The sequence below is a fragment of the Actinomadura rugatobispora genome, from assembly GCF_055379765.1.
In genome coordinates this window covers 6,056,452-6,083,448 of the sequence record NZ_AP029191.1, presented here as the reverse complement: position 1 = coordinate 6,083,448, position 26,997 = coordinate 6,056,452, and the positions used below count along the sequence as shown (strand labels likewise).

The following is a 26,997-nucleotide window of genomic DNA, read 5'->3' as shown; positions in this document are numbered from 1 at the left end:
GCTCACGAGAGCCAGACCTCTTGCCCGTCGGCCCTCACCGTGAGCCCCCACCGCCCAGCCTCCGGACGCCCCAGGCCCGTCCACCACCGGTGCGCGGCCTCGACCTCGTCCCACAGGCTCCGGAAACCGAGCTGCCGCACCTCGAAGCATTCCGCGCCCGGCACGTGGCGCAGGCTCGCCCACGACCCCGACCAGGGATCGATGAGCCACACCGTGTACCCGACCTCGTGACTCTCCACCACGAGCTTGCACCGCCGCACCTTGAGCCCGACCGCGAGGGACGCGTCGTACTCGCCGATCACGTCGTACGGGTGCAGGTCCGTGGCGGTCCGCCGCGCCCGGCCCACGTCGCGGACGTCGCGTACCAGCGAAGCGCGCCGCCCCCGCTGGACCCGCAGCGGCATGAACGCCACGTTGCCGACGACGCGTCCCGTCGCGGTGCCGTCTCCATGCGCCGTCAAAGCGAGCAACGCACCATTGTGGAAGTCGGTCAGCCACGGCACCAGGATCCGGCCGCCCGGCCGAGTCTGCTCCACCCACGCATGCGGCACGCGCTGGACGCCCACCGTCGCGATGACCCGGTCGTAGGGCGCTCCGGGCTCGTACCCCAGCGCCCCGTCACCGACGATGGCGGCGACCTTGCAGTCGGCGCTCCTCAGCGCTCGATGCGCCCGCTCCGCCACCTGCGGATCCACCTCGACCGTCGTGACATGCGCCGCGCCCAGACGCTCGGCCATGAGCGCGGCGTTCCAGCCCGTCCCCGTGCCGATCTCCAAGACGTCCATGCCCGGCTCGACTTCAAGGGTGGCGAGCATGAGCGCCACCACGTCCGGTCGGCTGGACGAGCTGGTGATCTCCGCGCCCACGAGCCCGGGGCCGACCGGCTCACCGTCGTCCACCTGCGTGATCACGGAGTCGTTGGCGTAACAGAGGTCGAGCCACGCCTCCGGGTCGTCCTCCCGGTGCAGGGGGACGAGCCTGTCGCCATCCTCGATCCAGACCGTGGGGGGAATGAAAAGGTGCCGGGGAACGGCCCTGAACGCCTCACCCCATTCCGCCGGCAAATCCCCCGCCGCGTCCAGTTCGGCCGCGAGTTCCATCATCCGCTCCGATGCGCCCGCCACCTACCTGCCGCCCTTCTCGTGCTTACCGCCCCCGGGCGGGTTCTTCGGGTCCTTCGGCGGAACCGGCCGATCCCACTTGCCGTCGCCCTCCTTCTTCTCATCGTGCTTGCCCACGCTCGCGCTCCCTTGCCTGCCGACGGTGGAGGCCGCCCTTGGACGACCTGCGAACGCGGAAGAGACGGATCACCCCATGCACGATCGTCGGGCCGACGGCCAGCCCCACCCCGAGAACCGCGTTCATGACAGGGAAGTTAAAAGGCGAAGCCCGCCATTGTCATTGGCACTTCAGAAGGCTGTTGACAGGAAGTACCCCTGCTGCCATCCACGCAGGTCAGTACTGGAGACCCACATAATTAGCCAATTCCCGCATTTCAGCCGTCAAGGTGCGCCGCTTCGTCACTATTCGACCGAGTATGTCGTGCACCATGCGCTGATTGGAGATCCATTCGGGGCTGATCGCGCGCACTTCCTGCAAGATCTCGAACGCGTCGGTGTAGCGCTTGAGCCTGACGTTCGCCTTCGCCACGTCCAGCCGATGGCGGTTCCGGCTGGACGCGCGGGCTCTGAATCCACTCTTGGGGATCTTCTCCGACAACGTCAGAACCCGGTCGGGCCTGTCCTCGATCATGTAGTTCTCGACTCTGCGCGTCGCCACCGCGATCGGGCCGAAGGTTCTGAGGGGGTCGGAGGGAGGAGCCCACTCGCTTCGGAGGATCACCGCGGCGGCCTGCGCGAAGCTCAACGCATCGTCGGCCTCTCCCGGCTCGTTGTTGCGCGACGCAGCGGTGGACACCCGCAGCAGCAGGCCGCCCCAGGCGGCCAGCTCCTCCTGGCTGGCACGGGAAATGCGGGGTTCGACGTCGTCCGCCCAGCGGGAGGCGAGCTCGAACGTCCCACCCAGGTCTCCCTGGCGCATCAGGAGCCAGCAGCGCGTGTTGGCGACCGCCGCCTGTTCGAGCCTCCCCGGCGCATCGTCGAACGCCCGCCGCAAGGCGATCTCCGCCGCGTCGAACTGGCGGGTCGAGACCAGGAGCATTCCGGCCAGGTGCATCACCCGCGACCGAACCTGCCGCCCGCGCCTCCCCAGGGCGTCCGCGTCCCGCACGAGGGAAGGGAGCACCGCACCGAGCTCCGCGTACTTGTTGTCCGTGAACAACGGCTCCGCCGCCTCGACCGCTCGGTTGACCCCTTCCGAAGTCGGCGCTTCCTCAGGTTGCTCGTACTTGCTCAGCAGGGAGTCCCTGACCGCCGTCCACTCCTGCGCGGTGCCCTCCTCGGCCGTCCGGCTGACGATCAGGTCGGAGGTGGAGACCTGGAGGGCCTTGGCTAGTTTGCGGAGGGTCTCCAGGCGGGTGTCGTCGCGTTCTCCCTGTTCAAGCTTGCGGATCAGGGAGATCGATACCCCGGACAGCTCCGCCAGCCCGCGCTGGGTCAGGCCGCGACGCTTCCGAACGCTCTGAAGACGCTCCGGGAGGTTCATGTCCTCCAGTGTGCATCTGGGCGCGAGCGCGATCGAGATCCTGTCCGGGAGATCTTCGTACGGGTCAGAGATCTAGGTGGATAAATTCGGCGAATTCTCGCATTTCCGGGGAAAGGGTTCTTCGGCGGGTGACGATCGTGCCCATGATGTCCCTGGCGTAGTGCTGGTTGACGATCCATTCCGGGGCGCTGCCGCGCACGCCTTGCAGGACGTCGAACGCCTGCGTGTACTGGCGGAGCTGGACGCGTGCCTTGGCCACGTCGAGGAGGTGCCGGTTCCGGTTGTTCGACGTCGGGCGCAGATCCCGCGTCGGGATCTTCTCCGCCATGCTGATCACCTGGTCGGGCCTGTCCTCCACCATGGCGTTCTCGGCTCGTTTCATCGCCACGGTCAGCGGGCCGAAGGCGCGCAGGAAATCGGCGTCCGGCGAGTACTCCGCCCCCATGGCGACGGCGGACGAGCGAGCCAGCCGCAGAGCATCATCCGCCTCGCCGGGCTCGTTGTTCCGGACCGCCGCCGTGCTCAGGCGGATCAGCAGCCAGCCCCAGGCGGACAGTTCGGCCATCGTGGCCCGGGAGATCCTGGGCTCGACCTCGTCGGCCCATCGGGTGGCGAGGGCGAGCGCGCCGCCGATGTCGCCCTGGCGCATCAAGAGCCAGCAGCGGGTGTTCACCACGGCCGCGGCGTCCAGCCGGTCGGAAGACTCGTCCAGGGCGCGCCGCAACGCCACGTCCGCCGCCTCGAACTGCCGCGTCTGCGTCAGCAACCAGCCCACGTGGTGCAGGAGCCGGGAGCGTACCTCGCGGCCCTCGGGCCCCAGCGTGTCGGCGTCCCGGAGAAGCGGCGGAAGGAGGCGGGCGAGTTCGGCATAGCGGTCGTTCGAGAACAGCGGCATCGACGCTGTCAGTGCCTGCCGCACTCCGTTGACGGTCGGAGGCTCCGCGACCTGCCCGGCTTGCTTGAGCAGGGCGGCCCGCAGCGGTCCCCAGTCTTCGGAGGGCTCCTCTGGGGCCACGGACGTGATCAGAGCGGAGGTCGGCACCTGGAGGGCCTTGGCCAGTTTGCGGAGGGTCTCCAGGCGGGTGTCGTCGCGTTCTCCCTGTTCGAGCTTGCGGATCAGGGAGATCGATACCCCGGACAGCTCCGCCAGCCCGCGCTGGGTCAGGCCGCGACGCTTCCGAACGCTCTGAAGACGCTCCGGGAGGTTCATGCCCTCCAGTGTGCCTCCGAAGGCGTGGCCGGGGGGATCACTCCAGTTCGACGGTCACGCGCGAGCGGACATAGCGGAAAGCGTCCTCAACGCTGTCTCCGACGTAGTTCCAGGGCTCCTTGGAGATACGGCCGCCGGTGGCGGTGAACTGCTCCTCGGCGGCAGCGAAATCGTCGCCCTGGGCGAACACGAAGGCGAAGAGGTTGTGGGCGCGGACGTCGTCCGGGAGGGGGCGCCATCTCGGGGAGCGGACGGACCTGTCGGCGGCGGCGTGCAGTTCCGCCAGCACCTCGGGGGCGGTGAAGTACTCGTCGCCTCCTTCGGCCTGCTCGGCGTCCAGCCACATCTCGACGTGGGCTTCGGCGAGCAGGGCGGCGATGGCGGTGCCCTCGGGGGCGGCCAGGGCCCGTTCCCGGGCGAAGTTGAACATCAGGTTGGACGACCCGCTCCACTTGGGGGCCACGCCCTGGAGCATCTGGGAGTGGGCCCGGCGGTGCCAGGGGTGGCGGGCGATGACCTCCTTGAAGCGGCGCCCGAGTTCCTCCTTGCCCACCCCGAGGCCGCGCGCGCAGGTGACGAGATGGGCCCACGGCTCGGGGTCGTCCGGGGCCAGTTCGGCCGCCTTCTCCAGGTCCTTCTCGGCGATCGCGAGGCGGCGCCAGAACTCGATGAACTGGTCACGTTCGGTGTGCTCGGCCCTTTGGTGCCCGCGCGCCTGCCAGGCCCAGACGACGCCGTGCGCGCCGCGCACCAGGTGCGCCTCGGCGCTACGGGGCTCGGCGGCCACCCACGCGTCCAGCCAGGACGGGCGGCCCGGCCACTCGGCGGCGATCGCGACGTAGAACGCGCGCAGGTCCGGGTCGTCGGTGGCCGTGATGAGGTGCCTGGCGCTCTCGTACGAGCCGTCCACCAGGTCGACGCGGAGGGCGCGGGCCTCCGGGGAGCCGAACAGGGGGTCGAACGCGATCTCAGGCATCGACGGCCTCCCGTGACAGGGGCGGTAGTTCGCGCAGCGGCGCGTCGGGCAGCCCGAGTTCGGCGCGTACGGCGGCGAGCCCTTGGGGGCCCTCAAGGGCGAGCCGGACCAGCTCGTCGAGCGGGGTGCCGGGCCAGTGGACGGCCGTCGGCCCGGACCACGAGACGGCCCAGTGGCCGCCGTGCCGTTCGACGATCTCGGCGGCGAGCACGGCCCGCACCGGGTAGAACATCTCGCCGTCGCCGGAGGCGTCCAGGTGTTCGGCGAGTTCGGCGCCGCGCCCGGCGGCGAGGAGCGCGAGGACCTGGTCGGGCCCGCCGCGGTCCCAGCTCCCGCCGATCGCGATCGCGGCCGAGCCGACGGTTCGGGCGGCACCGGCCGCCAACTTCCCGAACACCTCGTCGGCGGCCCGCTCCCAGGTGATCGGCTTCAGGCCGTCGGCGCCGGTCGCGGTCCGGGCGGCGAAGAGCGCCATCTCCGCTTCGGCGCGTCCGGTGAGCAGCCCCCAGGCCGGCTCCTCCTCACCCGCCGGTCCGGGGCCGGGCCGCGGCTCGTCCATGGCCGTGATGAGCCGTATCCGGTCGCCGATCGACGGATGGGAGTCCGCGCGGCCGGTCTCGGCGGCGAGGACGACCTCGCGGGCCTGGTCGAACTCCTCCCTGCGTCCCGGATCGGCGTAGAAGGCCCGGAAACCGCCGTACATGTCCTCGGGCCACCGGCCGCGCTCCCAGGCGGGAACGACGTACCGGTCGGCGAAGAACCCGAAGGCGGGCGCGGCGACGCCGATGGTCTCCAGCGCCCGCACCGCCGCCGGGGCGCCCGCGACGCGTACCGAGGCACGGTCGGCGGCGCGTTCCTGGGCCCGCGAGACCGCCGTGGTCGTCCGGCGGAAGAGCCGGTGGTAGGCGCGGAAGACCTGGGCGACGCCCTTCTTGAAGAACCTCTCGTCGCGTTCCAGGTACTCCACGGTCCGCTGGATCGCGGTACCGGCCCGGTGGATCATCGGGCCGAGCCGGGTATCGCCGCCGGATATGTGGCCGAACTCGTGCGCGAGGACGGCGCGCAGTCCCGCCCGGTCCACGACGCTGAGCAGGCCGAGGCCGACGCCGAGGATCACTTTCCCCTTGACCAGCCCGAGCAGCCGCGTCTCCTGCGTGACGAACGCGTTCACTCCGGGAACCAGGCGGATCTCGTCGGGTGCGGGCGCGCCGACCTCCGCGGCGAGGTCCCGCACCGCCTCCCACAGCCGCGGCTGGTCGGCGGGCCGCACGGCGATGCCCGCCGGGATCTCCGCCGTGACCACCCGGACGCTCTGCAGCACCCCGCCGACCACGGCGAACCCGCAGCCCACCGCGAGGCCCGCCAGGAGCGCCGAACCGGGCGGCAGGTCGCCGGCCCCGATCGCCAAGGCGACGACCGCGAAGAACCCGAACAGCGCCGCCATGAGGGCCAGCGCGAGAACGTAGAAGCCGAGCAGCAGGGCGAGCGCCAGGCCGGCGCGCAGGCCGAGGCGCGGGCCGCCGTCACGACGGTTGGAGGACACGAGCGTCCGTCCCTCTCTGGAATGCGGGAGACGGCCGGGCGCGGAGCCGCGCGGGCCGGGAGAACGGCGACGATTGTGGCCGAGCCCCGGCGACCGCGGAAAGGTCTAAATGATCATCGGCCGGTCGCGGACGTCACGTCAACCGTCGTCCCGTCCCGGGCGTCGTCACTCGGCGCTGGCCACCGAGAGGGTGCGGAGGCGGAGGACGGCCAGGAGGGTGGCGGCCACGGTGACCGCGATCAGCAGGGGGATCGCGACGCCCAGGTCGACCGTTGAGGTCACGTAGGAGGCGCCGGTCAGCGCGTCGGTGACCGACAGGGCCCACTGCTGGATGGACGCCGACCTGGCGCCGGGGGCGAAGTTGCCCAGCAGGGTCTCCCACACCAGCGCGTACAGCAGCCCGATCGTGACGGCGTTGCGGCTCACCACGGCCAGCGCCACGAACACCGCGCCGTAGGCGACGCCGCCCGCCAGCACGCCCACCGTGAACGCCGGGCTCATCCACTCGCTCGTCCCGGTCATCAGCAGCCCGGCCAGCAGCGTCGGCACCGCCGCGAACGCCGCGATCAGCACCACCGCCACGGCCAGCTTGGTCAGCACGATCACCTGGCGCGGGATCGGCTTGGTCAGCACGTACATGATCTGGCCGTCGTCGATCTCCGGGCCGATCACGCCGGTGCCCGCGATCAGCGCCAGCAGCGGCAGGAGGGTCGCCAGCGCGAACCGCTGGAGGACGCCCGCCGACACCTCCAGGTCGTTCTCGCCGATCATCCGCAGGCCGAGGGCCATGAACACCAGCAGCGCGGGCAGGAGGAGCAGCAGCAGCGCGCGCCGCCGCCCCAGCATCGCCCGGAACGTGATCATCGCGATGGTCGGGTTCATCGGGCCACCAAGTAAGAGAAGACGCTCTCGAGGGACTCGTCGGAGGGGGAGACCTCCCACAGGCGGACGCCGGCGTCGCGGGCCACGCGCGGGAGCAGCCAGGTGAAGCGCTGGAAGTCGACCGCCTCCACGCGCAGGCCCTTGTCGGTGAGCTGGACGCTGCGCGCCGAGCCGTCCGCGATGATGGCCGCGGCCAGCGCCCGGTCGTCGCCGGACCGGACCATGAAGATGTGCGGCCGGTCGGTCATCAGCCGCCGGATCTTGCGGAAGTCCCCGGACGCGGCGTGCCGGCCCGCCACGATCACCTCGATGTGCTCGGCCAGCCGCTCCACCTCCTCCAGGATGTGCGAGCTGAACAGGATCGTGCGGCCCTCGGCGGCCATCCCCCGGATCAGGTCCATGAGCTGGAGCCGCTGCCGCGGGTCCATGCCGTTGAACGGCTCGTCCAGGAGCAGCACCGGAGGGTCGTGCACCAGCGCCGACGCCATCTTGATGCGCTGCTTCATGCCCTTGGAGTAGTTCCCGATGGGACGGTCGGCGGCGTAGTCCATCTCCACCAGCCCGATCGCCCGCTTCGCCGCGGCCCCCGGGTCGGGCAGCTTGTGCAGCTTGGCCATCGCCAGGATGAACTGGGCGCCGGTGAGGAAGTCGTAGGCGGCCTCCCGTTCGGGGACGAGCCCGAGCCGCCGGTACACCTCCGGGTTGCGCCACATCGGCGCCCCGTCCAGGGTGACCGTGCCGGACGAGGGCGCCAGGAACCCGCCCATCATGTGGATGAGCGTCGACTTGCCCGCCCCGTTGGGCCCCAGCAGCCCGGTCACGCCCGGCCCGATCGTCATGGACACGCCGTTGACCGCGACCACGTTCCCGTACCAGCGGGACACCTTCTCCAGCTTCAGCTCGGTCATGAGAGCCCCGCCTTCCGGAAGCGGCCGTACAGGACGGCGGTGGACCCGGCGACCAGGGCCGCGCACAGGGCCAGCGCGACCAGGCCGCCCAGCGTCCCGGGCGCGATGCCGATCGAGGAGCTCTTGGCGCCCAGCAGCCGCACCTGGACGATGTCGACGAGGTTGAACGGCGAGAACAGCCCCGCCCAGCCGACCAGGGAGAAGTTGGTCCGCATCTCCGCCAGCCCCTGCACGATCGCCACGATGGTGGTGCTGAGCATGAACACCGCGATGACCGACGCCACCCCGAACCCGCGCCGCGGCGTGAACGCGGCCACCACCATCCCGATCGACCCCAGCACCACCGCGAACAGGACGCAGCCGACGAGCGCGGCGAGGTAGTGCAGCAGGTGCTCGCCGGACTTGGGGATGCGGGTCACCAGCCCGCCCAGGTACAGCACGGTGATCGGCACCGCCGTCAGCGCGAACAGCGCGGTGGCCATCGCGGCCTGCTTGGCCAGGACGAAGTCCAGATGGCCGACCGGCCGGGAGAAGTACAGCGGGACGACGTGGAACCGCAGCTCGCGCGAGGCCAGCACCGGCGCCTGGGTCGCCACGAAGATCGCGATGATGACCGACAGGGTGGAGGCGTAGGAGGAGTAGCGGATCAGCGTGTCCGCCTCCTTGGAGATCGCGTACACCGCCACCGAGCCCGCCGCCGGCAGCAGCATGATCGCGACCAGCAGGAACGGCATCACCTTGGCGCGGGCGGGGCGGCCGAGGCCGTACGCGGCGCGCAGGTTGTGCACGTACAGCGACCGCATCACGTACGCGCGGCCCAGCCTGCGGCCCTCGTAGTGGCGGTAGCCGATGTCGTGGATCGTGCTGGTGCTCACCGGGCCACCCCCTGCGGCTCCGCGGGCGGATGGCCCGGCGGGGCCGCGGCGCCCGGTGGGCCGGTGGCGGCGGGCGGGCCGGTGGCGAAGACCTCCTCGATCCGGTGCCGGCGCTGCTCCATCCGGATCAGCCGAAGCTCCAGGTCGGCGACGGCGTCGCGGATCAGGTCGTAGGTGTCCTCCCCCGCGATGTCGATCAGGAGGAACCGGCCCTCGGGACGCACCGCGACGCCCGCGTCGTGCAGCCGCTGCCCGAGCACGTCACGGCCCTCCTCGACCTCCACCGTCAGGACTCCGCTGGCGGCGGTGTACGCCTCGACCGCCTGCGACCGCAGCAGCCGGCCGCCGTCGATGATGACGACGTGGTCGCAGACCCGTTCCAGCTCGCCCAGCAGGTGCGAGGTGACCAGCACGCTGATGCCGAACTCGGTGCCGATCCGCCGGATCAGCTCCAGCATCTCGTCGCGGCCCGCCGGGTCGAGGCCGTTGGTCGGCTCGTCCAGGAACACCAGTTCGGGGTCGTGCACGAGGGCCTGCGCCAGCTTCACCCGCTGCCGCATGCCGGTGGAGTAGCCGCCGATGGGACGGTAGCGCTCCTCGTACAGGCCGACGTGCCGCAGCGTGTCGGCGGCGCGCTCGCGGGCGGCGGTGGACGGCAGCCCGCACATCCGGGCCATGTGGACGACGAACTCGGTGGCCGACACGTCCGGCGGCAGGCACTCGTACTCGGGCATGAACCCGACCCGCTCCCGGATCCGGCCGCCCTCCCGGGCGATGTCCAGGCCCAGCACGGAGGCGGTGCCCGCGGACGGCGGCAGCAGCCCCAGCAGGATCTTGATGAGCGTCGACTTGCCCGCGCCGTTGGCGCCGACCAGCCCGACGACGCCCGGTTCCACGGCCACGGTGAGGGCGTCCAGCGCGGTCACCCGGGGGAACCTCATCGTCAGGCCATCGGTGGCGATGATCGGCATGGTCACGAACCTAGTCCCTGTCCGCCGTGCGGGCGTCCCCCTGGAGGATTAGGCCTGAGGAGGGGCCGGCCCGTCCGGCGGAGGACGAGCTTCCACACCTGCCGCTGGACGAGCAGCGTCAGCGTGCCCGCGATGATCATCCCGGCGAGGTTGACGCCCAGCTGGAGCAGCGACCCGTCGACCTCGCTGCGGTGCCTGAGCGCCAGCGCCACCGCCAGGTTGCCCGCCGCCGGAACCGTGGTGACGGAGATGAACACCCCGACCAGCGCGGAGGACTTGCCCGCCGTCAGCGACAGCACCCCGCCGGCGCCCGCCAGCAGCGCCACGATGAACGACCAGCGGTCCGGGCTGTAGATGAACGCGGTCATCGGCCGCTCGCCCGGCAGCCGGTCCAGCTCGATGACCCCGATCCAGTGGCTGACCAGCGCGCACACGTAGGTGATCACGATCGCCACGGCGAACCCGAGGGCCAGCGTGCGCAGCGCCGCGCCGATCCGGCGGGCCTGGCCGGTGAGGATGCCGAAGCAGATCGCCGCGACCGCGCCGAACTCCGGGCCGAGCACCATCGCGCCGACCACCAGGATCGGCGAGTCGATCAGCGCGGCGATCCCGGCCAGCTGCGTGGCCAGCGCCAGGAACGCCACGAATGACCAGGTCAGCCGGCTCTCGTCGGCGGTGCGCTGGTCCAGTTCCTCCCACACCACGGCGTCGTCGCCGTGGCCGGGGGCGCGTTCCTGGGCCGCCTCGGCGCCGATCGACAGCGACAGGTCGATGTGCTCGAACGCGATCGACCCGTCCCGCTCGATGCCCAGGCCCTGCAGCGCCTCGATGACCTGGTTCGCCGACTCGCGGGCGATGTCGGCGTTGACCAGGTCGCCGAGGGGCGACCTGGCGGCGCCCGGCAGGACGACCACGTTGGTCGCCCCCGAGCAGCCCGCGAGGACGGCGCAGACCGCGTCGGTGCGGTCCGCGGGGACGATCGCTCTCAGGTGCAGCACCTTCCACATCGTGCCGTATCGGCGCGGCTCCCGCCGACGGACCGTATTTCCGAGGATCATCACCACAGATCGCTAAAAACCTGGCAAAGCGGGAATGTAACGAGTGACGATCCGACTACGGAAGGTGACGACATGGCATGGCGGCGGGCGGTGCTGGGCCTCGGCCTCGCGACCGCGATGCTGACCTGCGGCTGCGAGGTCGACGCCGGCCTCTCGGACGCCTCCCCGACCCCCTCCTCCGCCCGCACCCAAGCGGGCGGCGGAGACGAGCAACGCACCCGCCGGAACCTCGAACGGCTGCGCGTCGCGCCCGAGCGCTCCGGATCCGGCTACGCGCGCGACCGTTTCGGCACCCGGTGGAAGGACATCGACCGCAACGGCTGCGACCAGCGCAACGACGTCCTCGCCCGCGACCTGCGCGAGGTGCGCAAGCGCGGCGACTGCGTCGTCGTCTCCGGCACGCTGGACGACCCCTACAGCGGCAAGCGCATCACCTTCTCCAAGTCCGACGCCGACGAGGTGCAGATCGACCACGTCTACCCGCTCGCCCTCGCCTGGCGGATGGGCGCCTCCGGCTGGGACGAGGACCGGCGCGAACGCTTCGCCAACGACCACGACAACCTGCTGGCCGTGTGGGGCGTCCCGAACCGCCAGAAGAGCGACAAGGGCCCCGGCGAGTGGAAGCCGCAGAGGTCGTTCCAGTGCGCCTACGCCGGCAAGTACGTCGCGATCGCCAAGGAGTACGCCCTCCCCGTCACCCAGGGGGACCGCGCCGCCCTCCGCGACTTCCTCGGCCGCTGCTGACCGGAACGGGCGTGCCCGCCCCGCCTCCGTCATAGGGTTGATCGCATGAGCAGCGAGTCGAACGAGCAGGTGCGTCAGGACGAGACCGAGGGCAGGGGCAAGGCCGCCCGGCCCAGGGTCCGCACCGAACGCGGCATCGGAGCCCGCGCCACCGGCGCCGAGGTCACCGGGGCGTCCGCCACCGGCCTGACCCTGCGCGCCGGCAACGCCTTCGGTTCGCTGGCGCTCGGGGCGATGGCGCTGGGCGCCCTGGCCGTCGGCGCGGTCGTCATCGGCAAGCTGGTCGTCAAGCGGGCCGTGGTGGAGCACCTGGAGGCCGGCACGGTGGAGATCGAGCACCTCAAGGTCGGCCGCCTGGACATCCTCGACCGCTGACCGGTCACACGACGGATTCCCGCCCGGGACGATCTCCCTAGCGTCGTCCCATGACCTTTCTCGTGACAGGCGCGACCGGCAACGTCGGCCGCCACGTGGTGAACGCGCTGGTGGCCGGCGGCCGCCCCGTCCGCGCCCTGACCCGCTCCCCCGAGACCGCCCGCCTGCCGGGCGGCGCCGCCGTCGTGCGCGGCGACCACTCCGACCCCGCCGTCCTGGACGAGGCCCTGGACGGCGTGGACGGCGTCTTCCTGGTCTGGCCGTTCCCCTCGACCGCCCCCGTGCCCGCCGTCGTCGACACGATCGCCCGGCACGCCCGCCGGGTGGTGCTGCTGTCCTCGCTCGCCGTACGCGACGACGTCGAGGAGCAGACCGACCCGATCGGCGCCCTGCACGCCGCCCTGGAGCGCCCGATCGAACGCTCCGCCCTGGAGTGGACGTTCCTGCGCCCGGGCGGCTTCGCCGTCAACACCCTCGCCTGGGCCCCGGAGATCCGCGCCTCCGGGACGGTCAGCGACGCCTTCGGCGAGGCCGCCATGCCGCTCATCCACGAGGCCGACATCGCCGCCGTCGCCGTACGCGCCCTCACCGAGGACGGCCACGCGGGCGAGAAGTACACGCTCACCGGCGCCGACGTCATGACGCAGGCCGACTTCGCCCGGATCATCGGCGAAACGATCGCCCGCCCCGTCCACTGGCAGGAGATCCCCCGCGAGACCGCCCGCCAGAGGAAGATCGCGCAGGGGCTCCCACCCGACATCGCCGACGTCATCCTCGACGGCTACGAGGCGATGGTGAAGACCCCGGCCTCCACCACCACGACTGTCGAAGACCTCACCGGCACCCGCCCCCGCCCCTTCCAAGAATGGGCAAGAGACCACACCGGCTCCTTCACATGACCACCCGCCCCACCCCCCAGGAATTCGGGGGGCAAGGGGGCGGAGCGCCCCCAGCGGGGGGTGCGGGGGGCGGAGCCCCCTGCCAAGGGCCGGGTGCCCCCGGAGGGAGCGCCAGCGACTGGAGGGGGCGCGCGGCCCGGCCGTGGGGGTCCGGGGGGTCGCTCCCCGGGAATTACAGCGCGTTCTTGACTACCTCGGCCAGGTGTTCGGCCACGGTCCTCGCCTGTTCCTCGGAGGCGGCCTCGACCATGACGCGGACCATGGGTTCGGTGCCGCTGGGCCGGATGAGGACGCGTCCGCTCTCGCCGAGTTCGGCTTCGGCGCTGGAGACGGCCATGGCGAGTTCGGGGGACGTTCCGGCGCGGGACTTGTCGACGCCCTGCACGTTGATGAGGATCTGCGGGAGCCGGTTCATGACCTTGGCGAGTTCGTCCAGGGGGCGGCCGCGGCGGGCCATGGCGGCCAGCAGGTGCATGCCGGTGAGGACGCCGTCGCCGGTGGTGGCGTGCTCCAGCATGATGACGTGGCCGGACTGCTCGCCGCCGAAGGTGAAGCCGCCCTCCTTCATGGCCTCCAGCACGTACCGGTCGCCGACTGCGGTCTCGACGACGGTGATCCCGGCGTCGCGCATGGCCAGCTTGAAGCCGAGGTTGGACATGACGGTGGCGACGACGGTGTCGGAGGCGAGCCGGCCGGCCTCCTGCAGGTCGAGGGCGAGGATGGCCATGATCTGGTCGCCGTCGACGATCTCGCCGGTGGCGGTGACGGCCAGGCAGCGGTCGGCGTCGCCGTCGTTGGCGATGCCGGCGTCGGCGCCGTGCTCGCGGACGGCGTTCTGGAGCGCCTCCAGGTGGGTGGAGCCGCAGCCGGCGTTGATGTTGAGGCCGTCGGGGGCGGCGCCGATGGTGATGACGTCGGCGCCGGCGCGGCGGAGCGCCTCGGGGGCGACGTCGGAGGAGGCTCCGTGGGCGCAGTCGATGACGACGCGCAGGCCGTCCAGGGAGACCGGGACGGTGCTGAGCAGGTGGGCGACGTACTGCTCGACGGCGCCGTGGGCGTCGCGGACGCGGCCGACCCCGGCGCCGGTGGGCGGGTTCCACTCCTGGCCGAGGCTGGCCTCGATCAGGTCCTCGATCTCGTCGGCGAGTTTGTGGCCGCTGCGGTCGAAGAACTTGATCCCGTTGTCGGGCGCGGGGTTGTGCGAGGCGGACAGCATCACGCCGAGGTCGGCGTCCAGCGCCTGGGTGAGGTAGGCGACGGCGGGGGTCGGCAGCACCCCCAGCCGCAGCACGTCGACGCCGGCGCTGGCGAGCCCGGCGACGACCGCCGCCTCGAGGAACTCGCCCGAGGCCCGCGGATCACGCCCGACCACGGCCACCGGGCGGTGCCCCTCGAACGCGCCGGCCTCGCCGAGGACCCGCGCCGCGGCGACGGTCAGGTCCATGGCCAGCGGCGCGGTCAGATCGTGGTTGGCGAGCCCGCGCACGCCATCGGTCCCGAAGAGACGACCCACAGTTCAACTCCCGAATACGACAAAAGACCGCGGGCTGCGGCCGGACGCCGTGGTCCGGGCCGTTCCGCGGTCGAATCTAGTGCGCACACTCCGTGCCGCCCCAGCGTCGCCGCCCGGCGCGCCCGGATTCCGGCACGGAGCCATGAATCCCATGAAAGCAGGTGTTGGCCCGCGGCGGCGCCCGGACGGCTCCATCCGGTCGGCCGGATGGAGCCCGTGGACATACCGGCCGGCGTGCCCGCCGGCGTCTCCGTCGGTGTGCCCACCCGTGGACGTGCCGAACCGCGGACGCGGAAGGTCCCCGGAAACGCGGACGAGCCGCCGACCCCGTGCCCGTGCCGCCGACCTGGAGGGGTCGGCGGCATCGTGCGGCGACGGGATGCGACGGCTCGTGCCGGCGTCCGGCGATTCAGCGCTTGCTGTACTGCGGCGCCTTGCGGGCCTTCTTGAGGCCGGCCTTCTTGCGCTCGATGGCCCGCGCGTCACGGGTCAGGAAGCCCGCCTTCTTCAGCGCGGGGCGGTGGTCGATGTTGGCGAACTGCAGCGCGCGGGAGATGCCCAGGCGCAGCGCACCGGCCTGGCCGGTGGTGCCGCCGCCGTTGACCCGGGCCAGCACGTCGAACTGGCCCTCCAGGCCCAGCAGCACGAACGGCTCGTTCACGATCTGCTGGTGGACCTTGTTGGGGAAGTACTGGTCGAGGGAGCGACCGTTGATGGTCCACTTGCCCTCGCCGGGGACGATCCGCACCCGGGCGATGGCCTCCTTGCGGCGGCCGGTGCCGGCGGCGGGTCCGGTCGCGACCGGCTCCACGAGGAATTCGGAGTCACCGGTCTCGGGGGACTCGGTGCTGTACTCCGACGGCGCGTCTTCGTACGAGTCGAGCTCGGCGCCCTCGGCGGGCGTCTCGGTGTCGAAGGTCTCGTCCACGGTTCTCCTTGGTCTTCTGGCCAGGGCGGCGGACCCGAGGGTGTCGTCGGGTGCCCCGGCGGCCACTGTTCAATGAAGCGCCGCACGTCGATCCGTGCGGCCGGTCGTGCGGGGTGCTACTGCTTGATCTGGGTGATCTCGAACGGGACCGGCTTCTGCGCCTGGTGCGGGTGGTCCGGACCGGCGTAGACCTTCACCTTGCCGAACATCTTCCGGCCGAGGGTGTTCTTGGGCAGCATGCCCTTGATCGCCTTCTCGACGGCCCGCTCGGGGTGCTTGGCCAGCAGGTCGGCGTAGGCCACCGAGCGGAGACCGCCCGGGTAGCCGGAGTGCCGGTAGGCCCGCTTCTGCTCCAGCTTGTTGCCGGACAGCGCCACCTTGTCGGCGTTCACGATGACGACGAAGTCACCGGTGTCGAGGTGCGGGGCGTAGATCGGCTTGTGCTTACCCCGAAGCAGCTGCGCGACCTGACTGGCGAGCCGGCCCAGCACGACATCGGTCGCGTCGATGACGTACCACTGACGCTGAACATCAGCGGGCTTAGGGGTGTACGTGCGCACGGTCGTAGGCCTTCGTTCCTTGTCGACTACTCAGCGGATTCCTGCTCGCGCCGCTCAGAGGATGAGTTCCGACCCGGCGCTCCGGGAGACCGGGGCCCGTCGCGCGTGAACGGCACGGAAGGCACACCGGAGATCGCGGCCATGACCGTTCCCGAAGGGACAGGCGTCACCGCATACAGCAGTTGCACAGAATACCCAGCCGCGCGGGCGGTGGTCAAAACGGTGCGCCGGGAGTCGTGGTCGCCCCGCGTGAGCACGCCCGAACCCCTTGTCGGCGACGCGGGCGGGCGCCCGTTTGTTTGCCGGGTTGCAGGGACTTGCCCCCTCTTATAGGGATAATGTGCGGCGCGACCGCCCATCAGGGCCGTTGCCGACGAGAACCGGGAGCCCCGCCGATGCCCCCTAATCCCGATCCCGGCACACCCGCCGACCCGCGACGTACCGGTCAGTCCGGCCGGAGCGGCTCCCCTGCCGGCGCTCCGGGCTCGGGGCGGCCCGCTCCCGGCGAGGACCGGCTGGTCGCGGGACCCGGCCTGTCGGCCAACGACTGGTTCACCCGGCCCAGCCAGGATGAGATCCAGGGGCGGCCCACCACGTCCCCCGCCGCGCCCAGTGAGCAGCCAGGGCCGTTTCCGGCCCCCGGACCTCAGGAGCGGACCGACGGGCTGGTCAGGGTCGAGTTCGCCGGCCCTCCCAGCCCTCCCGACTCCTTTGGGCCGTCCGGGCGCTCGGGCCGGGGCGGTTCCCGGCGGCGGCGGTCTCAGGCGCCGCGCCGCTCCCGTGGCAGGTCCACGGCGGCGGCCGTGGCCGTGGTCGCCGCGTCCGCCCTCGCCGTGGGCACGGGCGTGGCGCTCGACCGGCTCGTGCTGCCGGAACTGCGCTCCGAGCCCGCCTCCGCGTCCGGGCCGTCCGCGCAGCACGCGGCTCCCCCCGCGCCCGGCACCGATCTCGGTACGCGCCGTCCCGCCGACGCCACCGCACCGGCCGCACCCGCCCCGAGCGAGACGCCCCCGCCGCTGAAGGTGATGCCGAACGGCACGGAGCGGCCGTCGGCGCGTCCCGACCCGTCCAAGTCCGGTTCGCCGGAAGAGCGCACGCCCGGGACCGCCGCGTCCCCCGGCACCGGCGGCTCCACGGTGACGGAGACGGCCGTGGCGCTGCTCACCAACAAGGAGCGGGCCAAGGAGGGCTGCGCGCCGCTGCGCGTCGACGCCCGGCTGGTGACCGCGGCCCGCCGCCACTCGGCCGACATGGCCGCGAAGGACTACTTCGACCACACCTCGCGCAACGGCGACAGCCCGTGGGAGCGGATGGAGGCCGCCGGCTACACCAGCCCCGGGGCGGAGAACATCGCCAAGGGCTACGGCACCGCGGCGGCGGTCGTGGACGGCTGGATGAAGAGCCCCGGGCACCGCGCCAACATCCTCAACTGCAAGCTGCGGGCGATCGGCGTCGGGATGGCCTCCGGGTCGGGCGGGCCCTGGTGGACCCAGGACTTCGGCTGGAAGTAGCACCGTCCCCTCTGGTGAGCGACCTTCGCCAAACGACCCGCGCCTGGTTCGTCCCCATGTCATGGTGGTTGTTCCCGACGTCCAGAGTCCCGAGGAAGGAACGGTAAGGTCCAAGCCATGGCTTATCCGGGCGATCAAGGCAAACCCGGCGGCTGGTCTCGCGACCAGCCGTCGCATGCCCCGTACGGCCCCGACAGGGACCGGCCCGAAGAGGCACCGTACGGAAGCGGCGAGAAGAAGGACGAGTCCCCCTTCCCACCACGCGACGACGCGTTCGGCGGACCGGCCGTCTCCTGGGACGAGGACCCGGCGGACGGCACCACACCGGCCCCCCGCCCCCTCGGGGCGGCGGCAGGCGGGCCCCTGGCAGGACCGGCTGCTCCCCCGACGCTCCAGGGCGGCCCCCTGGCGGGCCCAGGCGCTCCCAGCGGTCCCGGTGGCCCTGGCGGCCCCGGCGGCTTCCAGGTGGAAGGCCCCGGCGGCTCCGACCCGTACGGCCCGCCCCCGGGCAACGACCCTTACGGCCCGCCCCCGGGCAAGGATCCCTACGGCCCGCCGGCGGGCGACGACCCGTACGGCCCGCCTCCGGGAGGCCACTACTCCCCCGGCGGCTATGACGACGACGCCTACGGCGAACCGCACGGCTTCGGCACCCCCGAGGGTCCCGGCGGCCCCGGCTCCGACCACCGCCGCGGCCCCACGCCGCCCGCGAAGCGGCGCAGCCTGCCGCTGATCATCGGAGGCGCGGCGGCGGCCGGGCTGCTCCTCATCGGCGGCGGCTTCGCGGTGTCCTCGATGCTGGGGGACGACAAGGCCGAGGCGGGGAACACCTCCGCCACGCCACCCACCCAGACCCCCACCGCCCAGCCCTCGCCGACCCAGCCCGTCCTGGAGCCGGTCAAGCTCAAGAACCGCGCCACCGACCCCAGCCCGCTGACGCTCAACGAGGTCTTCGGGAAGAAGTCGTTCACCGGCGGCGGCCAGAAGTACGTGCGGACCGGCTGGAACGCCAAGAAGGGCTGCACCGGGACGGTCCAGGGCGCCAAGCTCGCCGCGGTCGTCAAGAAGGGCGGCTGCACGCAGGCGCTGCGCGCCACGTTCGCGCGCGGCGACGGAAAGCTGATCGGCACGGTCGGGGTGCTCAACCTCAAGACCGACGCCGCCGCCAAGCTCGCCCAGCGCGCCGCCGTGGCCAAGGACGCGTTCCTGCAGCCGCTGCCCGGCACCGGCGTCAGCAAGACCATCGGCAAGGGCGAGGCGCTGGGCACCGCCGAGGCGCGCGGCCACTACCTGCTGATGACGTGGGTGCAGCGGCCGGACGGCAAGAAGATCCCCGCGCAGTACCACAAGACGGTCTCGGCCTTCGGGCAGCAGCTCATCCGGGGGAGCAGTCTGAGCTTCGCGCTGCACTACCGCGAGACCGAGGGAAAACCCTTCCGCAACTGACCTGGATGAATAACCTATCTCGCTATGTCTGGACCTAAAGAGGCCTGGGAACCGGCCGAGGGCGAGGGCGCGGAACCCGTTCCGGCCCCCTCGGCCCCGCCCAGTTTCGGCAAGGCGGAGCCCGTGGCCGAGGACCCGGCCGAGTCCGAGTCCGCTCCCGAGGGCGCGGCGGCGCCGTCCGCCGAGGAGATCAAGCTGCCCATCGGCCTGCAGAAACCCTGGTGGGCCGCCGCTCCCGACTCCGACTCCGCCGAACCGTCCACGCCCGAGCCCGTAGCCGACACCGCCCCGGCAGCGACACCGGCACCGGCACCGGCACCGGACACCGCCGACGACGAGGAAACGATCGTCTTCGGCGAGCCTGAGGCGCGGGAGGAGACGGCGCAGGCTCCCGACGCCCCCGTCCCCGGCCTGCCGCCGGGAACGCTGGTCGCCGGACGCGGAGTCCCGAAGGTCGACACGCGCGGGGCCGTCCCGTCCGAGCCGATCGTCACGCCGAGCGGCCCGCAGTCCCCCGACACCGACCCGGACGGCATCCCGGTGATGCAGCCGGACGGAGCCGCCGCCGAGCGGCCTCCCGCCAAGACGCCCCAGGCGGAGGCGAAGCCCGCCGAAACGCCCCCGGCCACGGAGGCCAAGGCCGACCCGCCCCTGCCCCCGCCCCCGCCGCCGGTCGCCGTCGACACGGCCAAAACACCCGCGCCCTCCGAGAACCGGCCCGTCCCCGAGCCGCCCAGGCGCACGCCCGTCGTGGTCACGACGCCGGAGGCGTTCGCCCCGCGCAAGACCACGCCGCCCCGGGACTCGTCCTCGACGCCGACCACCCCGATCGCCGTCGCCGCCACGACTCCCCCCTCCGGCACGCCCATCCCCAAGGCCGCCGGCCCGGGCGACACCGCCGACTCCACCGCGACCACCGAGCAGCCCACGGTCGCCACCCCGTCCCCGCAGGAGTCCTTCCCCAGCGGCCCGCTCAGCGCGGGCGGCGGCGGTGGCGGAGGCACGCGGACGGCGGGCCGCGGCGGCGGCAGGCGCAAGCCGCTCCTGATCGGCGGTGCCGTGGTCGCCGTCGCGCTCGTCGCCGTCGCCGGATTCGTTTTCGCTGGCTCCGGCGGCGACAGCGAGGGCCGTACGGCCAAGGCCGTCGAGACGCCGGGCGCCAAGACCGACCCCGTCCCGTCGCAGTCCCCCGCCGCCCCGGGCGTCCCCGGGCAGCCGAGCCCGCCGGCACCGTCCTCCACGATCGACAGCGCCCGCACCGACCCCAAGCCGCTCGCGCTGTCGGAGGCGTTCCCCACCGCCCGCGTCGACCTCGGCGGCAGGGCCTACGCGCGCGACCGCGCCTCGGTCAATCACCAGTGCGCGCTGGCCGCGCGCGGCGCCATGGCCCGGTCGCTGACCCGCGAACGCTGCGGCAGCGTCGTCCGCGTCACCTTCCTTGACAGGGAACGGTCACTGGCGATCACCTCGGGCATCGCGGTGTTCCCCGGCAAGGCCGCCGCGCTCAAGGCCAACGGCGCAGGCGACCCCGCCAAGTACGAGTGGTTCCGCGCCATGCCGGGCCCCCGGACCAGCGACATCGACCGGGCGGGCGGGTACGCCGCCAGCACGGTCCGGGGACGGTACATCGCCTACGCCTACGCCACGTACGCCAGCGGCAGGCAACCGCAGCCCGGCGACCCGACCCTGAAGGCGGTCGCCGAGCAGTTCGTCGGCTACGCCCTGCGCCCGATCGACGCCCGCGCCCGCACCTAGGAGTCCCGCGCCCCCGAGTTCGACGAGGCCGCCGGTCCCTGGGCCTCCGGGCTCGGGGCGCCCGGGGCCGTATCGGGGCCCGGGTGTGTGTCGGGGGCGGCGTTGAGCGTGCGGACACGCCTGGTCTCCTGGGCGCGCCGCGCCAGGTCCTCGTCCTGCGGGTAGCGGATCTCCTCCAGCGACAGCCCGTGCGCGGGCGCCACGTTCACCGCCGAGTCACGGACGCGCGCCGCCAGGACCTCCGAGGGCCACTCCACCGCGCGCCGCCCGTCGCCCACCACCAGCAGCGCGCCGACCAGCGCGCGGACCATGGAGTGGCAGAACGCGTCCGCCTCGACGGTGGCGACCGCGACCCCGCGCCGCGCCGACGGCGCCGCCGACGCGCGCAGCATCCGGCCGTCCGCCGCGCCGTCCCGCGCGGCGCGGTCCGCGGGCGGCTCGGCGCGGCGCCACTCCAGCCGCAGCAGGCGGCGGATCGTGGTCGCGCCCTCCCGCTTGCGGCAGTACGCGGCGAAGTCGTGCTCACCCACCAGCAGCGCGGAGGCGGCGTTCATCCGGTCCAGGTCGAGGGGCCGCGGATGCCACAGCACGTCGTGCCGGCGCAGCGGGTCCACGCCCACCGGGTCGTCGCAGACGCTGTAGGCGTACCGCCGCGACAGCGCCGAGAAGCGCGCGTCGAACCCCTCCGGGGCCACCGACACCCGCCACACCCGCACGTCCGCCGGGAGCAGGCCCGCCAGGCGGCGCGGCATCGTCCCGTTCACCGCGGAGTACGAGGCCGCCGGGACGACCACGTGCGCCACCTGCCCGCGCGCGTGCACGCCCGCGTCCGTACGGCCCGCCACGGTGAGGGCCGGGGGCGGGTCGAGGCGCAGCAGGCGGGCGAGGGCGTCCTCGATGACGCCCTGGACGGTCCGCTGGTTCGGCTGGCGCGCCCAGCCCGCGAAACCGCCCCCGTCGTAGCCGATGTCGAACCGGAGTCGTACCAATGCGGTCATGTCAGAGAGTCTTCTCGTCTTCCGTCCGTGCCGTGCTCGCCGACCCGCGCGACAGCCGTCGCCCCCCTGACGTGACCATGGGAAGCAGTGTGGCAAAGTTCGGGCCCGCCGTCCCGTAGGAACGGCGGGCCCGAGCGCATGTCGGCGCGGTCGCCCTCGCGGGGCGCCCCTCCGGCCTTACTTGGCCTCGTCCTCGTCCTTCGCCTCACCCTTGGCCTCGGCGGTGTCCGCGGCCTCGGTGTCGGCGTCGGCGGGGGCCTCGTCCTTGGTCAGGTCGGCCTTGCCCTCGGCCTCCTCCGCCGGGGCGGCGGGCTCGGCCTCGGCCGGGGCCGCGGCGGTGCCGGCGCCCGCGAGCTGCTCCTGCACCAGCTCGATCACCGCCATCGGGGCGTTGTCGCCCTTGCGCGGACCGATCTTGGTGATGCGGGTGTAGCCGCCGGGACGGTTCTCGAAGCGCGGCGCGATCTCGGTGAAGAGCTCGTGCACGACGCCCTTGTCCCGGATCACCTGGGCCACCTGGCGGCGGTTGTGCAGATCACCCTTCTTGGCCTTGGTGATCAGCTTCTCCGCCAGCGGGCGCACCCGCCGGGCCTTGGCCTCGGTGGTGGTCACCCGGCCGTGCTCGAACAGCGAGGTGGCCAGGTTGGCCAGGATGAGCCGCTGGTGCGCGGCGCTGCCGCCCAGACGGGCGCCCTTGGTGGGCTGAGGCATGGTCGTTCCTTCCTGCGCCGGCCGTGTCAGGTACCGGCGTCAGCTGAATCCAGGCCCGGAGCCGGGCGGCCCCGGGCCTGGGACGAGGTCGTTCTAGTACTGCTCGGTCTCGGCGTAGCTGGTGTCGTCGTCGCCGTAGTTGTCGGCCGCCGCGCTCGGGTCGAACCCGGGCGGGGAGTCCTTCAGCGAGAGGCCCATGTCGTTGAGCTTCTGCTTGACCTCTTCGATCGACTTGGCGCCGAAGTTCCTTATATCGAGCAGGTCCTGCTCGCTGCGGGCCACCAGCTCGCCCACCGAGTGGATGCCCTCGCGCTTGAGGCAGTTGTAGGAGCGCACCGTGAGGTTGAGCTCCTCGATGGGCAGCGCCAGGTCCGCGGCCAGCGCGGCGTCCGTCGGGGACGGGCCCATGTCGATGCCCTCGGCCTCGACGTTGAGCTCCCGGGCCAGCCCGAACAGCTCGACGAGGGTCTTGCCGGCGGAGGCCACCGCGTCGCGCGGCAGCATCGCCTGCTTGGTCTCCACGTCCAGGATGAGGCGGTCGAAGTCGGTGCGCTGCTCGACTCGGGTGGCCTCGACCTTGTAGGTGACCTTGAGCACGGGCGAGTAGATGGAGTCGATCGGGATCCGGCCGATCTCCTGGCCCGGCTGCTTGTTCTGGGCGGCCGAGACGTAGCCGCGGCCGCGCTCGACCGTCAGCTCCATCTCCAGCTTGGCCTTGTTGTTGAGGGTGGCGATGTGCAGGTCGGGGTTGTGCACCTCGACACCGGCGGGCGGCGCGATGTCGGCCGCGGTCACCTCGCCGGGGCCCTGCTTGCGCAGGTACATCACCACGGGCTCGTCGTGCTCGGAGGAGACCACCAGCTCCTTGAGGTTCAGGATGATGTCGGTGACATCCTCCTTGACCCCGGGAACGGTGGAGAACTCGTGCAGCACGCCCTCGATGCGGATGCTGGTGACGGCCGCGCCGGGGATCGAGGAGAGCAGGGTGCGACGGAGCGAGTTGCCGATCGTGTAGCCGAAGCCCGGCTCCAGCGGCTCGATGGTGAACCGCGACCGGTACTCGTCGACCTGCTCCTCGGTGAGGGTGGGACGCTGAGCGATGAGCATGGTGTCCTTCTTTCCGCGGTGCCCGCTATTTGACTACCGCGTTTTCCATGGTACGTCCCGTTCCCGGGTCCGGTCCCGGCCCGCGTTTCGGCGGGCCGGGAGCCGGTCGGGAACGGCGGTGAGCCCTTACTTGGAGTAGAGCTCGACGATCAGCTGCTCCTGGACGGGAGCGTCGATCTGCTGCCGGACCGGCAGCGAGTGGACGAAGACCCGCATCCGGTCGGCGTCGACGCCCAGCCACGCCGGGACCTGGCGGTCGCCCGCCTCGGCCTTGGCGACCTGGAACGGCGTCATCTCCTGGGACTTGGTCCGGACATCGATGATGTCGGCCTCGGAGACCAGGAACGACGGGATGTTGACCTTCTTGCCGTTGACCCGGATGTGGCCGTGCCGGATCAGCTGGCGGGCCATGTCGCGGGACTTGGCGAAGCCCGCGCGGTAGACCACGTTGTCGAGCCGCCGCTCCAGCAGCGAGAGCAGGTTCTCACCCGTCTTGCCGCCCTGCCGGTTGGCCTCGACGTAGTAGTTGCTGAACTGCCGCTCCAGAACGCCGTAGATGCGCTTGGCCTTCTGCTTCTCGCGCAGCTGGAGCAGGTACTCGGTCTCCTTGGGACGACCGCGGCCGTGCTCACCCGGCGGGTAGGGCCGGATCTCGATCGGGCACTTGGGCCCTTCGCACTTGCTGCCCTTGAGGAACAGCTTCATCTTCTCGCGACGGCAGAGCTTGCAGTCGGCGCCGGTGTAACGAGCCATTGTTCTAGTTCTCCCCTGCCTCAGACGCGCCGGCTCTTCTGGCTGACGCTGCGGCGGGCGGTGCCGCCCCGCGCAAATTCCAGATTGCTCATGACGGTCAGACCCTCCGGCGCTTCGGCGGGCGGCAGCCGTTGTGCGGAACGGGCGTGACGTCCTGGATCGAACCGACCTCCAGGCCGGTCGCCTGCAGCGACCGGATGGCGGTCTCACGGCCCGAGCCCGGCCCCTTGACGAACACGTCGACCTTGCGCATGCCGTGCTCCATGGCGCGGCGCGCGGCGGCCTCGGCGGCCTGCTGGGCGGCGTACGGGGTGGACTTGCGCGAGCCCTTGAAGCCCACGTGGCCGGAGGAGGCCCAGGAGATCACGTTCCCGTTGGGGTCGGTGATCGAAACGATCGTGTTGTTGAACGTGCTCTTGATGTGGGCGTGCCCGTGAGCGACGTTCTTCTTCTCCTTGCGGCGCACCTTCTTGGCGCCGACACGGCTCTTGGGAGGCATCTGCTCTCTCTACTCCTGAGGTCATCGATCCGGGACGGGCCGCGGCCCGCCGCCCGGACTGCTACTTCTTGCCGGCCTTCTTCTTGCCGGCCACGGTCTTCTTCTTGCCCTTGCGGGTGCGCGCGTTGGTCTGCGTGCGCTGGCCGTGCACGGGCAGGCCGCGGCGGTGCCGGATGCCCTGGTAGCAACCGATCTCGATCTTGCGTCGGATGTCGGCCTGGATCTCGCGGCGGAGGTCGCCCTCGGTCTTGTAGTTCGCCTCGATCCAGTCGCGCAGCTTGACCAGCTCGTCGTCGCCGAGCTGGTGCACCCGCAGGTCCGGGTTGACGCCGGTGCCCGCGAGGGTCTCCAGCGCCCGGGTACGGCCGATGCCGAAGATGTAGGTGAGAGCGATCTCCACGCGCTTGTCCCGCGGGAGGTCGACGCCGAGCAGGCGTGCCATCTCGGGCAGTTCCTTTCTTTTGCGGAGGTATGTGCGCACCGCTCCCGCGAACACCCTGCCCGGGTGGCGGCCTCGGCCTCCGTCCGAGGGTCCCCCTTCACACGCCGGTGCCGCACGACCTGATCACGGGGCCTGGGCCCCGACCCGGGTCGTACGGCGACGTCCCCCGATGCTCCGGGGGTCACCCCCTGGACGGACTCCGGGGGGCCGGTGGAAGCGCGGCTTCCGACCGTGCGGCGACGCGAAGGATCGCGATGCGCGTCTGGAATTGTTAGGGCGTCAGCCCTGGCGCTGCTTGTGGCGCGGGTCGGAGCAGATCACCATGACCCGGCCGTGCCGGCGGATGACGCGGCACTTGTTGCAGATCTTCTTGACGCTCGGCTTGACCTTCACTGGGTCTCCTAGAGGTCAGGGTCACCCTCGCGCCGCCACGCACGAGGAAGGCAACCCCAGTGGGTTCACTTGTAGCGGTAGACGATCCGACCGCGCGAGAGGTCGTAGGGGCTCAGCTCCACGACGACGCGGTCGTCCGGCAGGATCCGGATGTAGTGCATCCGCATCTTGCCGCTGATGTGGGCGAGCACCTTGTGCCCGTTGTCCAGCTCCACTCGGAACATGGCGTTGGGGAGGGACTCGATGACGGTGCCCTCGATCTCGATGGCGCCTTCCTTCTTGGGCATGTCCTCCGCGCTTCGCTGATCGGCTCATTGGACCCGGTCCGCGACGTCCCACGACAGAGCTTCGCCAGGAAGATCGCCATGAGAGCCCGGCCGCGACCGTGCCGGGACGAGATGTCCGGGCAGGAATTCGAGGCGGCCGACAGCGGACCGACATAGGAGTCTACGTCACCCGGCCACCGAATGTGAAATTGTCGCACGAACCGGCACCGGAGACTGCTCCCGACCCCAGCATACAGCGCCCGCGCGTTGTACCTTTCGGGAAGGAAGGACGCCCAGGGAGGATCGGCATGCCGAGCTACGACTTCGCGCTGATCCTGAGTCGTCCCCTCTACGAGGAGGAGCTGGACGACCTGTTCGACCGGACCCACGGCTACGTCACGGTCTCGATCATCACCGAGCCGCAGCACGCGGAACGTCCCGGCAACGCCTCCTGCACCTGGCAGGGCGCCACGCTGGCCGCCGCGATCATGGAGCTGGTCGAGCATGTGGAGGCCAGCGCGCCCGGCCTGCGCGTCCAGCGGGTCGAGGCCGACCCGCTGCTGACCATCCGCGACATCTCCGAGCGGGTGGGCCGCTCGGTCGACTCGGTACGCCTGTCGATCACGGGCGCGCGCGGGCCCGGCGGCTTCCCGGCCTCGGAGATGTCGACCGCGGGCCACCGGCTGTGGAGATGGTCGAAGGTGGCGGCCTGGTACGACTACGACGACCCGCAGCTGCGCGAGGCCCGTCCCACCACCCAGGCGATCAACGGGTGGCTGGCGCTGCGCGACGTCGTGCCGGACGTGGCGCCGGCCGCGGCGGACGTCACCTCGGCACTGTCGGCGGTCATCCAGCACGTGGCCTGAGCCGTCCGGCCGCCCGCGCCACCGGCCCGGCGGGCGGCCCGGCGGGCGGCTCAGGCGCTTCGGGGACGGGCCGGGAGGGCCCCGGCGCGCCCGGGACGCCCCGCCAATGAGGTGATCTTGCTCTCGGAACGGTCGATTCGCCTGCGCCGGGCCCCGCCCCGCGGATCGAATCGCACCGGACCGTGACGTGCATGATGGAAGGGG

At 71.9% G+C, this 26,997-nt stretch carries 28 protein-coding genes; 7 read left to right on the top strand and 21 right to left on the bottom strand.

Features of this window, described 5'->3' with window-relative positions; translation table 11 throughout:
* Positions 1–2 precede the first annotated feature (2 nt).
* The 10 genes from ACZ466_RS27340 to ACZ466_RS27295 all read right to left on the bottom strand — a co-directional run bounded on the left by ACZ466_RS27340 (position 3) and on the right by ACZ466_RS27295 (position 10,967).
* A complete protein-coding gene (locus ACZ466_RS27340; RefSeq protein WP_378284838.1) occupies positions 3–1,124 on the bottom strand; it encodes a methyltransferase domain-containing protein in 1,122 nt (373 codons plus the stop codon).
* Positions 1,125–1,455: 331 nt separating this feature from the next.
* Positions 1,456–2,604, bottom strand: a complete 1,149-nt coding sequence (locus ACZ466_RS27335) for a helix-turn-helix domain-containing protein (protein WP_378284839.1) — start codon at positions 2,602–2,604, stop codon at positions 1,456–1,458.
* Positions 2,605–2,668: 64 nt separating this feature from the next.
* On the bottom strand, positions 2,669–3,814 hold the full coding sequence (locus ACZ466_RS27330) for a helix-turn-helix domain-containing protein (protein WP_378284840.1): 1,146 nt from the start codon (positions 3,812–3,814) through the stop codon (positions 2,669–2,671).
* A 37-nt stretch (positions 3,815–3,851) separates the two neighbouring features.
* Positions 3,852–4,790, bottom strand: coding sequence for a hypothetical protein (locus ACZ466_RS27325; protein WP_378284841.1), 939 nt, complete (start codon positions 4,788–4,790; stop codon positions 3,852–3,854).
* Entirely contained in the window at positions 4,783–6,333 is a 1,551-nt protein-coding gene (locus ACZ466_RS27320) for a M48 family metallopeptidase (RefSeq protein ID WP_378284842.1), read from the bottom strand. The genes ACZ466_RS27325 and ACZ466_RS27320 overlap by 8 nt, the downstream gene beginning before the upstream one ends.
* Positions 6,334–6,498: 165 nt before the next feature.
* Positions 6,499–7,215, bottom strand: a complete 717-nt coding sequence (locus tag ACZ466_RS27315; RefSeq protein WP_378284843.1) for an ABC transporter permease — start codon at positions 7,213–7,215, stop codon at positions 6,499–6,501.
* Complete coding sequence (locus ACZ466_RS27310; RefSeq protein WP_378284844.1) at positions 7,212–8,123, bottom strand: ABC transporter ATP-binding protein; 912 nt, start codon at positions 8,121–8,123, stop codon at positions 7,212–7,214. Before ACZ466_RS27310 ends, ACZ466_RS27315 begins: the two co-directional genes overlap by 4 nt.
* A complete protein-coding gene (locus ACZ466_RS27305; RefSeq protein ID WP_378284845.1) occupies positions 8,120–8,998 on the bottom strand; it encodes an ABC transporter permease in 879 nt (292 codons plus the stop codon). The genes ACZ466_RS27310 and ACZ466_RS27305 overlap by 4 nt, the downstream gene beginning before the upstream one ends.
* On the bottom strand, positions 8,995–9,969 hold the full coding sequence (locus ACZ466_RS27300; RefSeq protein WP_378284879.1) for an ABC transporter ATP-binding protein: 975 nt from the start codon (positions 9,967–9,969) through the stop codon (positions 8,995–8,997). Before ACZ466_RS27300 ends, ACZ466_RS27305 begins: the two co-directional genes overlap by 4 nt.
* Positions 9,970–9,971: 2 nt before the next feature.
* Positions 9,972–10,967, bottom strand: coding sequence for a DUF389 domain-containing protein (locus ACZ466_RS27295; RefSeq protein ID WP_378284846.1), 996 nt, complete (start codon positions 10,965–10,967; stop codon positions 9,972–9,974).
* Between the two features lie 132 nt (positions 10,968–11,099).
* On the opposite strand from ACZ466_RS27295, the gene ACZ466_RS27290 reads away from it, so the two are divergent.
* From ACZ466_RS27290 to ACZ466_RS27280, 3 genes are read left to right on the top strand one after another with little or no spacing between them, the layout of a single operon-like run.
* The gene (locus tag ACZ466_RS27290; RefSeq protein WP_378284848.1) at positions 11,100–11,771 is read left to right on the top strand and encodes an HNH endonuclease family protein; all 672 of its coding nucleotides are present in this window, start codon (positions 11,100–11,102) and stop codon (positions 11,769–11,771) included.
* 45 nt (positions 11,772–11,816) lie between these two features.
* Positions 11,817–12,146: a hypothetical protein gene (locus ACZ466_RS27285; protein ID WP_378284850.1), complete on the top strand. Its 330-nt coding sequence runs from the start codon at positions 11,817–11,819 to the stop codon at positions 12,144–12,146.
* 50 nt (positions 12,147–12,196) lie between these two features.
* The gene (locus ACZ466_RS27280; protein ID WP_378284851.1) at positions 12,197–13,045 is read left to right on the top strand and encodes an NAD(P)H-binding protein; all 849 of its coding nucleotides are present in this window, start codon (positions 12,197–12,199) and stop codon (positions 13,043–13,045) included.
* A gap of 172 nt (positions 13,046–13,217) precedes the next feature.
* On the opposite strand, the gene glmM is transcribed toward ACZ466_RS27280, so the two are convergent.
* From glmM to rplM, 3 genes are all read right to left on the bottom strand, one after another.
* Complete coding sequence (gene glmM / locus ACZ466_RS27275; protein ID WP_378284852.1) at positions 13,218–14,558, bottom strand: phosphoglucosamine mutase; 1,341 nt, start codon at positions 14,556–14,558, stop codon at positions 13,218–13,220.
* 409 nt (positions 14,559–14,967) lie between these two features.
* The gene (rpsI, locus tag ACZ466_RS27270; RefSeq protein WP_378284853.1) at positions 14,968–15,486 is read right to left on the bottom strand and encodes a 30S ribosomal protein S9; all 519 of its coding nucleotides are present in this window, start codon (positions 15,484–15,486) and stop codon (positions 14,968–14,970) included.
* 116 nt (positions 15,487–15,602) lie between these two features.
* Positions 15,603–16,046: a 50S ribosomal protein L13 gene (gene rplM / locus ACZ466_RS27265; RefSeq protein ID WP_378284854.1), complete on the bottom strand. Its 444-nt coding sequence runs from the start codon at positions 16,044–16,046 to the stop codon at positions 15,603–15,605.
* A gap of 395 nt (positions 16,047–16,441) precedes the next feature.
* Here rplM and ACZ466_RS27260 point away from each other — a divergent pair, with 395 nt between their 5' ends.
* The 3 genes from ACZ466_RS27260 (at position 16,442) to ACZ466_RS27250 (ending at position 20,758) form a co-directional block, all read left to right on the top strand.
* Positions 16,442–17,557: a CAP domain-containing protein gene (locus ACZ466_RS27260; RefSeq protein ID WP_378284855.1), complete on the top strand. Its 1,116-nt coding sequence runs from the start codon at positions 16,442–16,444 to the stop codon at positions 17,555–17,557.
* A gap of 117 nt (positions 17,558–17,674) precedes the next feature.
* Entirely contained in the window at positions 17,675–19,003 is a 1,329-nt protein-coding gene (locus tag ACZ466_RS27255) for a hypothetical protein (RefSeq protein ID WP_378284856.1), read from the top strand.
* 24 nt (positions 19,004–19,027) lie between these two features.
* Positions 19,028–20,758, top strand: coding sequence for a hypothetical protein (locus ACZ466_RS27250; RefSeq protein ID WP_378284857.1), 1,731 nt, complete (start codon positions 19,028–19,030; stop codon positions 20,756–20,758).
* On the opposite strand, the gene truA is transcribed toward ACZ466_RS27250, so the two are convergent.
* The 8 genes from truA to infA all read right to left on the bottom strand — a co-directional run bounded on the left by truA (position 20,755) and on the right by infA (position 25,948).
* Positions 20,755–21,756: a tRNA pseudouridine(38-40) synthase TruA gene (truA, locus tag ACZ466_RS27245; protein ID WP_464043987.1), complete on the bottom strand. Its 1,002-nt coding sequence runs from the start codon at positions 21,754–21,756 to the stop codon at positions 20,755–20,757. The genes ACZ466_RS27250 and truA overlap by 4 nt on opposite strands.
* Positions 21,757–21,933: 177 nt before the next feature.
* The gene (rplQ, locus tag ACZ466_RS27240; protein WP_378284859.1) at positions 21,934–22,467 is read right to left on the bottom strand and encodes a 50S ribosomal protein L17; all 534 of its coding nucleotides are present in this window, start codon (positions 22,465–22,467) and stop codon (positions 21,934–21,936) included.
* Between the two features lie 93 nt (positions 22,468–22,560).
* Positions 22,561–23,574, bottom strand: coding sequence for a DNA-directed RNA polymerase subunit alpha (locus ACZ466_RS27235; protein ID WP_131944806.1), 1,014 nt, complete (start codon positions 23,572–23,574; stop codon positions 22,561–22,563).
* A gap of 126 nt (positions 23,575–23,700) precedes the next feature.
* On the bottom strand, positions 23,701–24,327 hold the full coding sequence (gene rpsD / locus ACZ466_RS27230) for a 30S ribosomal protein S4 (RefSeq protein ID WP_378284861.1): 627 nt from the start codon (positions 24,325–24,327) through the stop codon (positions 23,701–23,703).
* A 97-nt stretch (positions 24,328–24,424) separates the two neighbouring features.
* Positions 24,425–24,826, bottom strand: coding sequence for a 30S ribosomal protein S11 (gene rpsK, locus ACZ466_RS27225; protein WP_197009447.1), 402 nt, complete (start codon positions 24,824–24,826; stop codon positions 24,425–24,427).
* Between the two features lie 61 nt (positions 24,827–24,887).
* Positions 24,888–25,268: a 30S ribosomal protein S13 gene (gene rpsM, locus ACZ466_RS27220; RefSeq protein WP_378284862.1), complete on the bottom strand. Its 381-nt coding sequence runs from the start codon at positions 25,266–25,268 to the stop codon at positions 24,888–24,890.
* Between the two features lie 279 nt (positions 25,269–25,547).
* Positions 25,548–25,661, bottom strand: coding sequence for a 50S ribosomal protein L36 (rpmJ, locus tag ACZ466_RS27215; protein WP_021596712.1), 114 nt, complete (start codon positions 25,659–25,661; stop codon positions 25,548–25,550).
* Positions 25,662–25,726: 65 nt separating this feature from the next.
* Positions 25,727–25,948, bottom strand: a complete 222-nt coding sequence (gene infA, locus ACZ466_RS27210; protein WP_197009446.1) for a translation initiation factor IF-1 — start codon at positions 25,946–25,948, stop codon at positions 25,727–25,729.
* A 287-nt stretch (positions 25,949–26,235) separates the two neighbouring features.
* Between infA and ACZ466_RS27205 the strand changes: the two genes are divergently transcribed.
* Positions 26,236–26,793, top strand: coding sequence for a hypothetical protein (locus tag ACZ466_RS27205; RefSeq protein ID WP_378284863.1), 558 nt, complete (start codon positions 26,236–26,238; stop codon positions 26,791–26,793).
* Positions 26,794–26,997 lie beyond the last annotated feature (204 nt).

Excerpts from the sequence above, each read along its gene's own strand:
- ACZ466_RS27335 (WP_378284839.1), bottom strand. The coding sequence starts at position 2,604 with ATGAACCTCCCGGAGCGTCTTCAGAGCGTTCGGAAGCGTCGCGGCCTG.
- ACZ466_RS27330 (WP_378284840.1), bottom strand. The coding sequence starts at position 3,814 with ATGAACCTCCCGGAGCGTCTTCAGAGCGTTCGGAAGCGTCGCGGCCTG.
- ACZ466_RS27325 (WP_378284841.1), bottom strand. The coding sequence starts at position 4,790 with ATGCCTGAGATCGCGTTCGACCCCCTGTTCGGCTCCCCGGAGGCCCGC.
- ACZ466_RS27315 (WP_378284843.1), bottom strand. The coding sequence starts at position 7,215 with ATGAACCCGACCATCGCGATGATCACGTTCCGGGCGATGCTGGGGCGG.
- ACZ466_RS27310 (WP_378284844.1), bottom strand. The coding sequence starts at position 8,123 with ATGACCGAGCTGAAGCTGGAGAAGGTGTCCCGCTGGTACGGGAACGTG.
- ACZ466_RS27300 (WP_378284879.1), bottom strand. The coding sequence starts at position 9,969 with ATGCCGATCATCGCCACCGATGGCCTGACGATGAGGTTCCCCCGGGTG.
- ACZ466_RS27290 (WP_378284848.1), top strand. The coding sequence starts at position 11,100 with ATGGCATGGCGGCGGGCGGTGCTGGGCCTCGGCCTCGCGACCGCGATG.
- ACZ466_RS27285 (WP_378284850.1), top strand. The coding sequence starts at position 11,817 with ATGAGCAGCGAGTCGAACGAGCAGGTGCGTCAGGACGAGACCGAGGGC.
- ACZ466_RS27280 (WP_378284851.1), top strand. The coding sequence starts at position 12,197 with ATGACCTTTCTCGTGACAGGCGCGACCGGCAACGTCGGCCGCCACGTG.
- ACZ466_RS27260 (WP_378284855.1), top strand. The coding sequence starts at position 16,442 with ATGCCCCCTAATCCCGATCCCGGCACACCCGCCGACCCGCGACGTACC.
- ACZ466_RS27255 (WP_378284856.1), top strand. The coding sequence starts at position 17,675 with ATGGCTTATCCGGGCGATCAAGGCAAACCCGGCGGCTGGTCTCGCGAC.
- ACZ466_RS27250 (WP_378284857.1), top strand. The coding sequence starts at position 19,028 with ATGTCTGGACCTAAAGAGGCCTGGGAACCGGCCGAGGGCGAGGGCGCG.
- truA (WP_464043987.1), bottom strand. The coding sequence starts at position 21,756 with ATGACCGCATTGGTACGACTCCGGTTCGACATCGGCTACGACGGGGGC.
- rplQ (WP_378284859.1), bottom strand. The coding sequence starts at position 22,467 with ATGCCTCAGCCCACCAAGGGCGCCCGTCTGGGCGGCAGCGCCGCGCAC.
- ACZ466_RS27235 (WP_131944806.1), bottom strand. The coding sequence starts at position 23,574 with ATGCTCATCGCTCAGCGTCCCACCCTCACCGAGGAGCAGGTCGACGAG.
- rpsD (WP_378284861.1), bottom strand. The coding sequence starts at position 24,327 with ATGGCTCGTTACACCGGCGCCGACTGCAAGCTCTGCCGTCGCGAGAAG.
- rpsK (WP_197009447.1), bottom strand. The coding sequence starts at position 24,826 with ATGCCTCCCAAGAGCCGTGTCGGCGCCAAGAAGGTGCGCCGCAAGGAG.
- rpsM (WP_378284862.1), bottom strand. The coding sequence starts at position 25,268 with ATGGCACGCCTGCTCGGCGTCGACCTCCCGCGGGACAAGCGCGTGGAG.
- infA (WP_197009446.1), bottom strand. The coding sequence starts at position 25,948 with ATGCCCAAGAAGGAAGGCGCCATCGAGATCGAGGGCACCGTCATCGAG.
- ACZ466_RS27205 (WP_378284863.1), top strand. The coding sequence starts at position 26,236 with ATGCCGAGCTACGACTTCGCGCTGATCCTGAGTCGTCCCCTCTACGAG.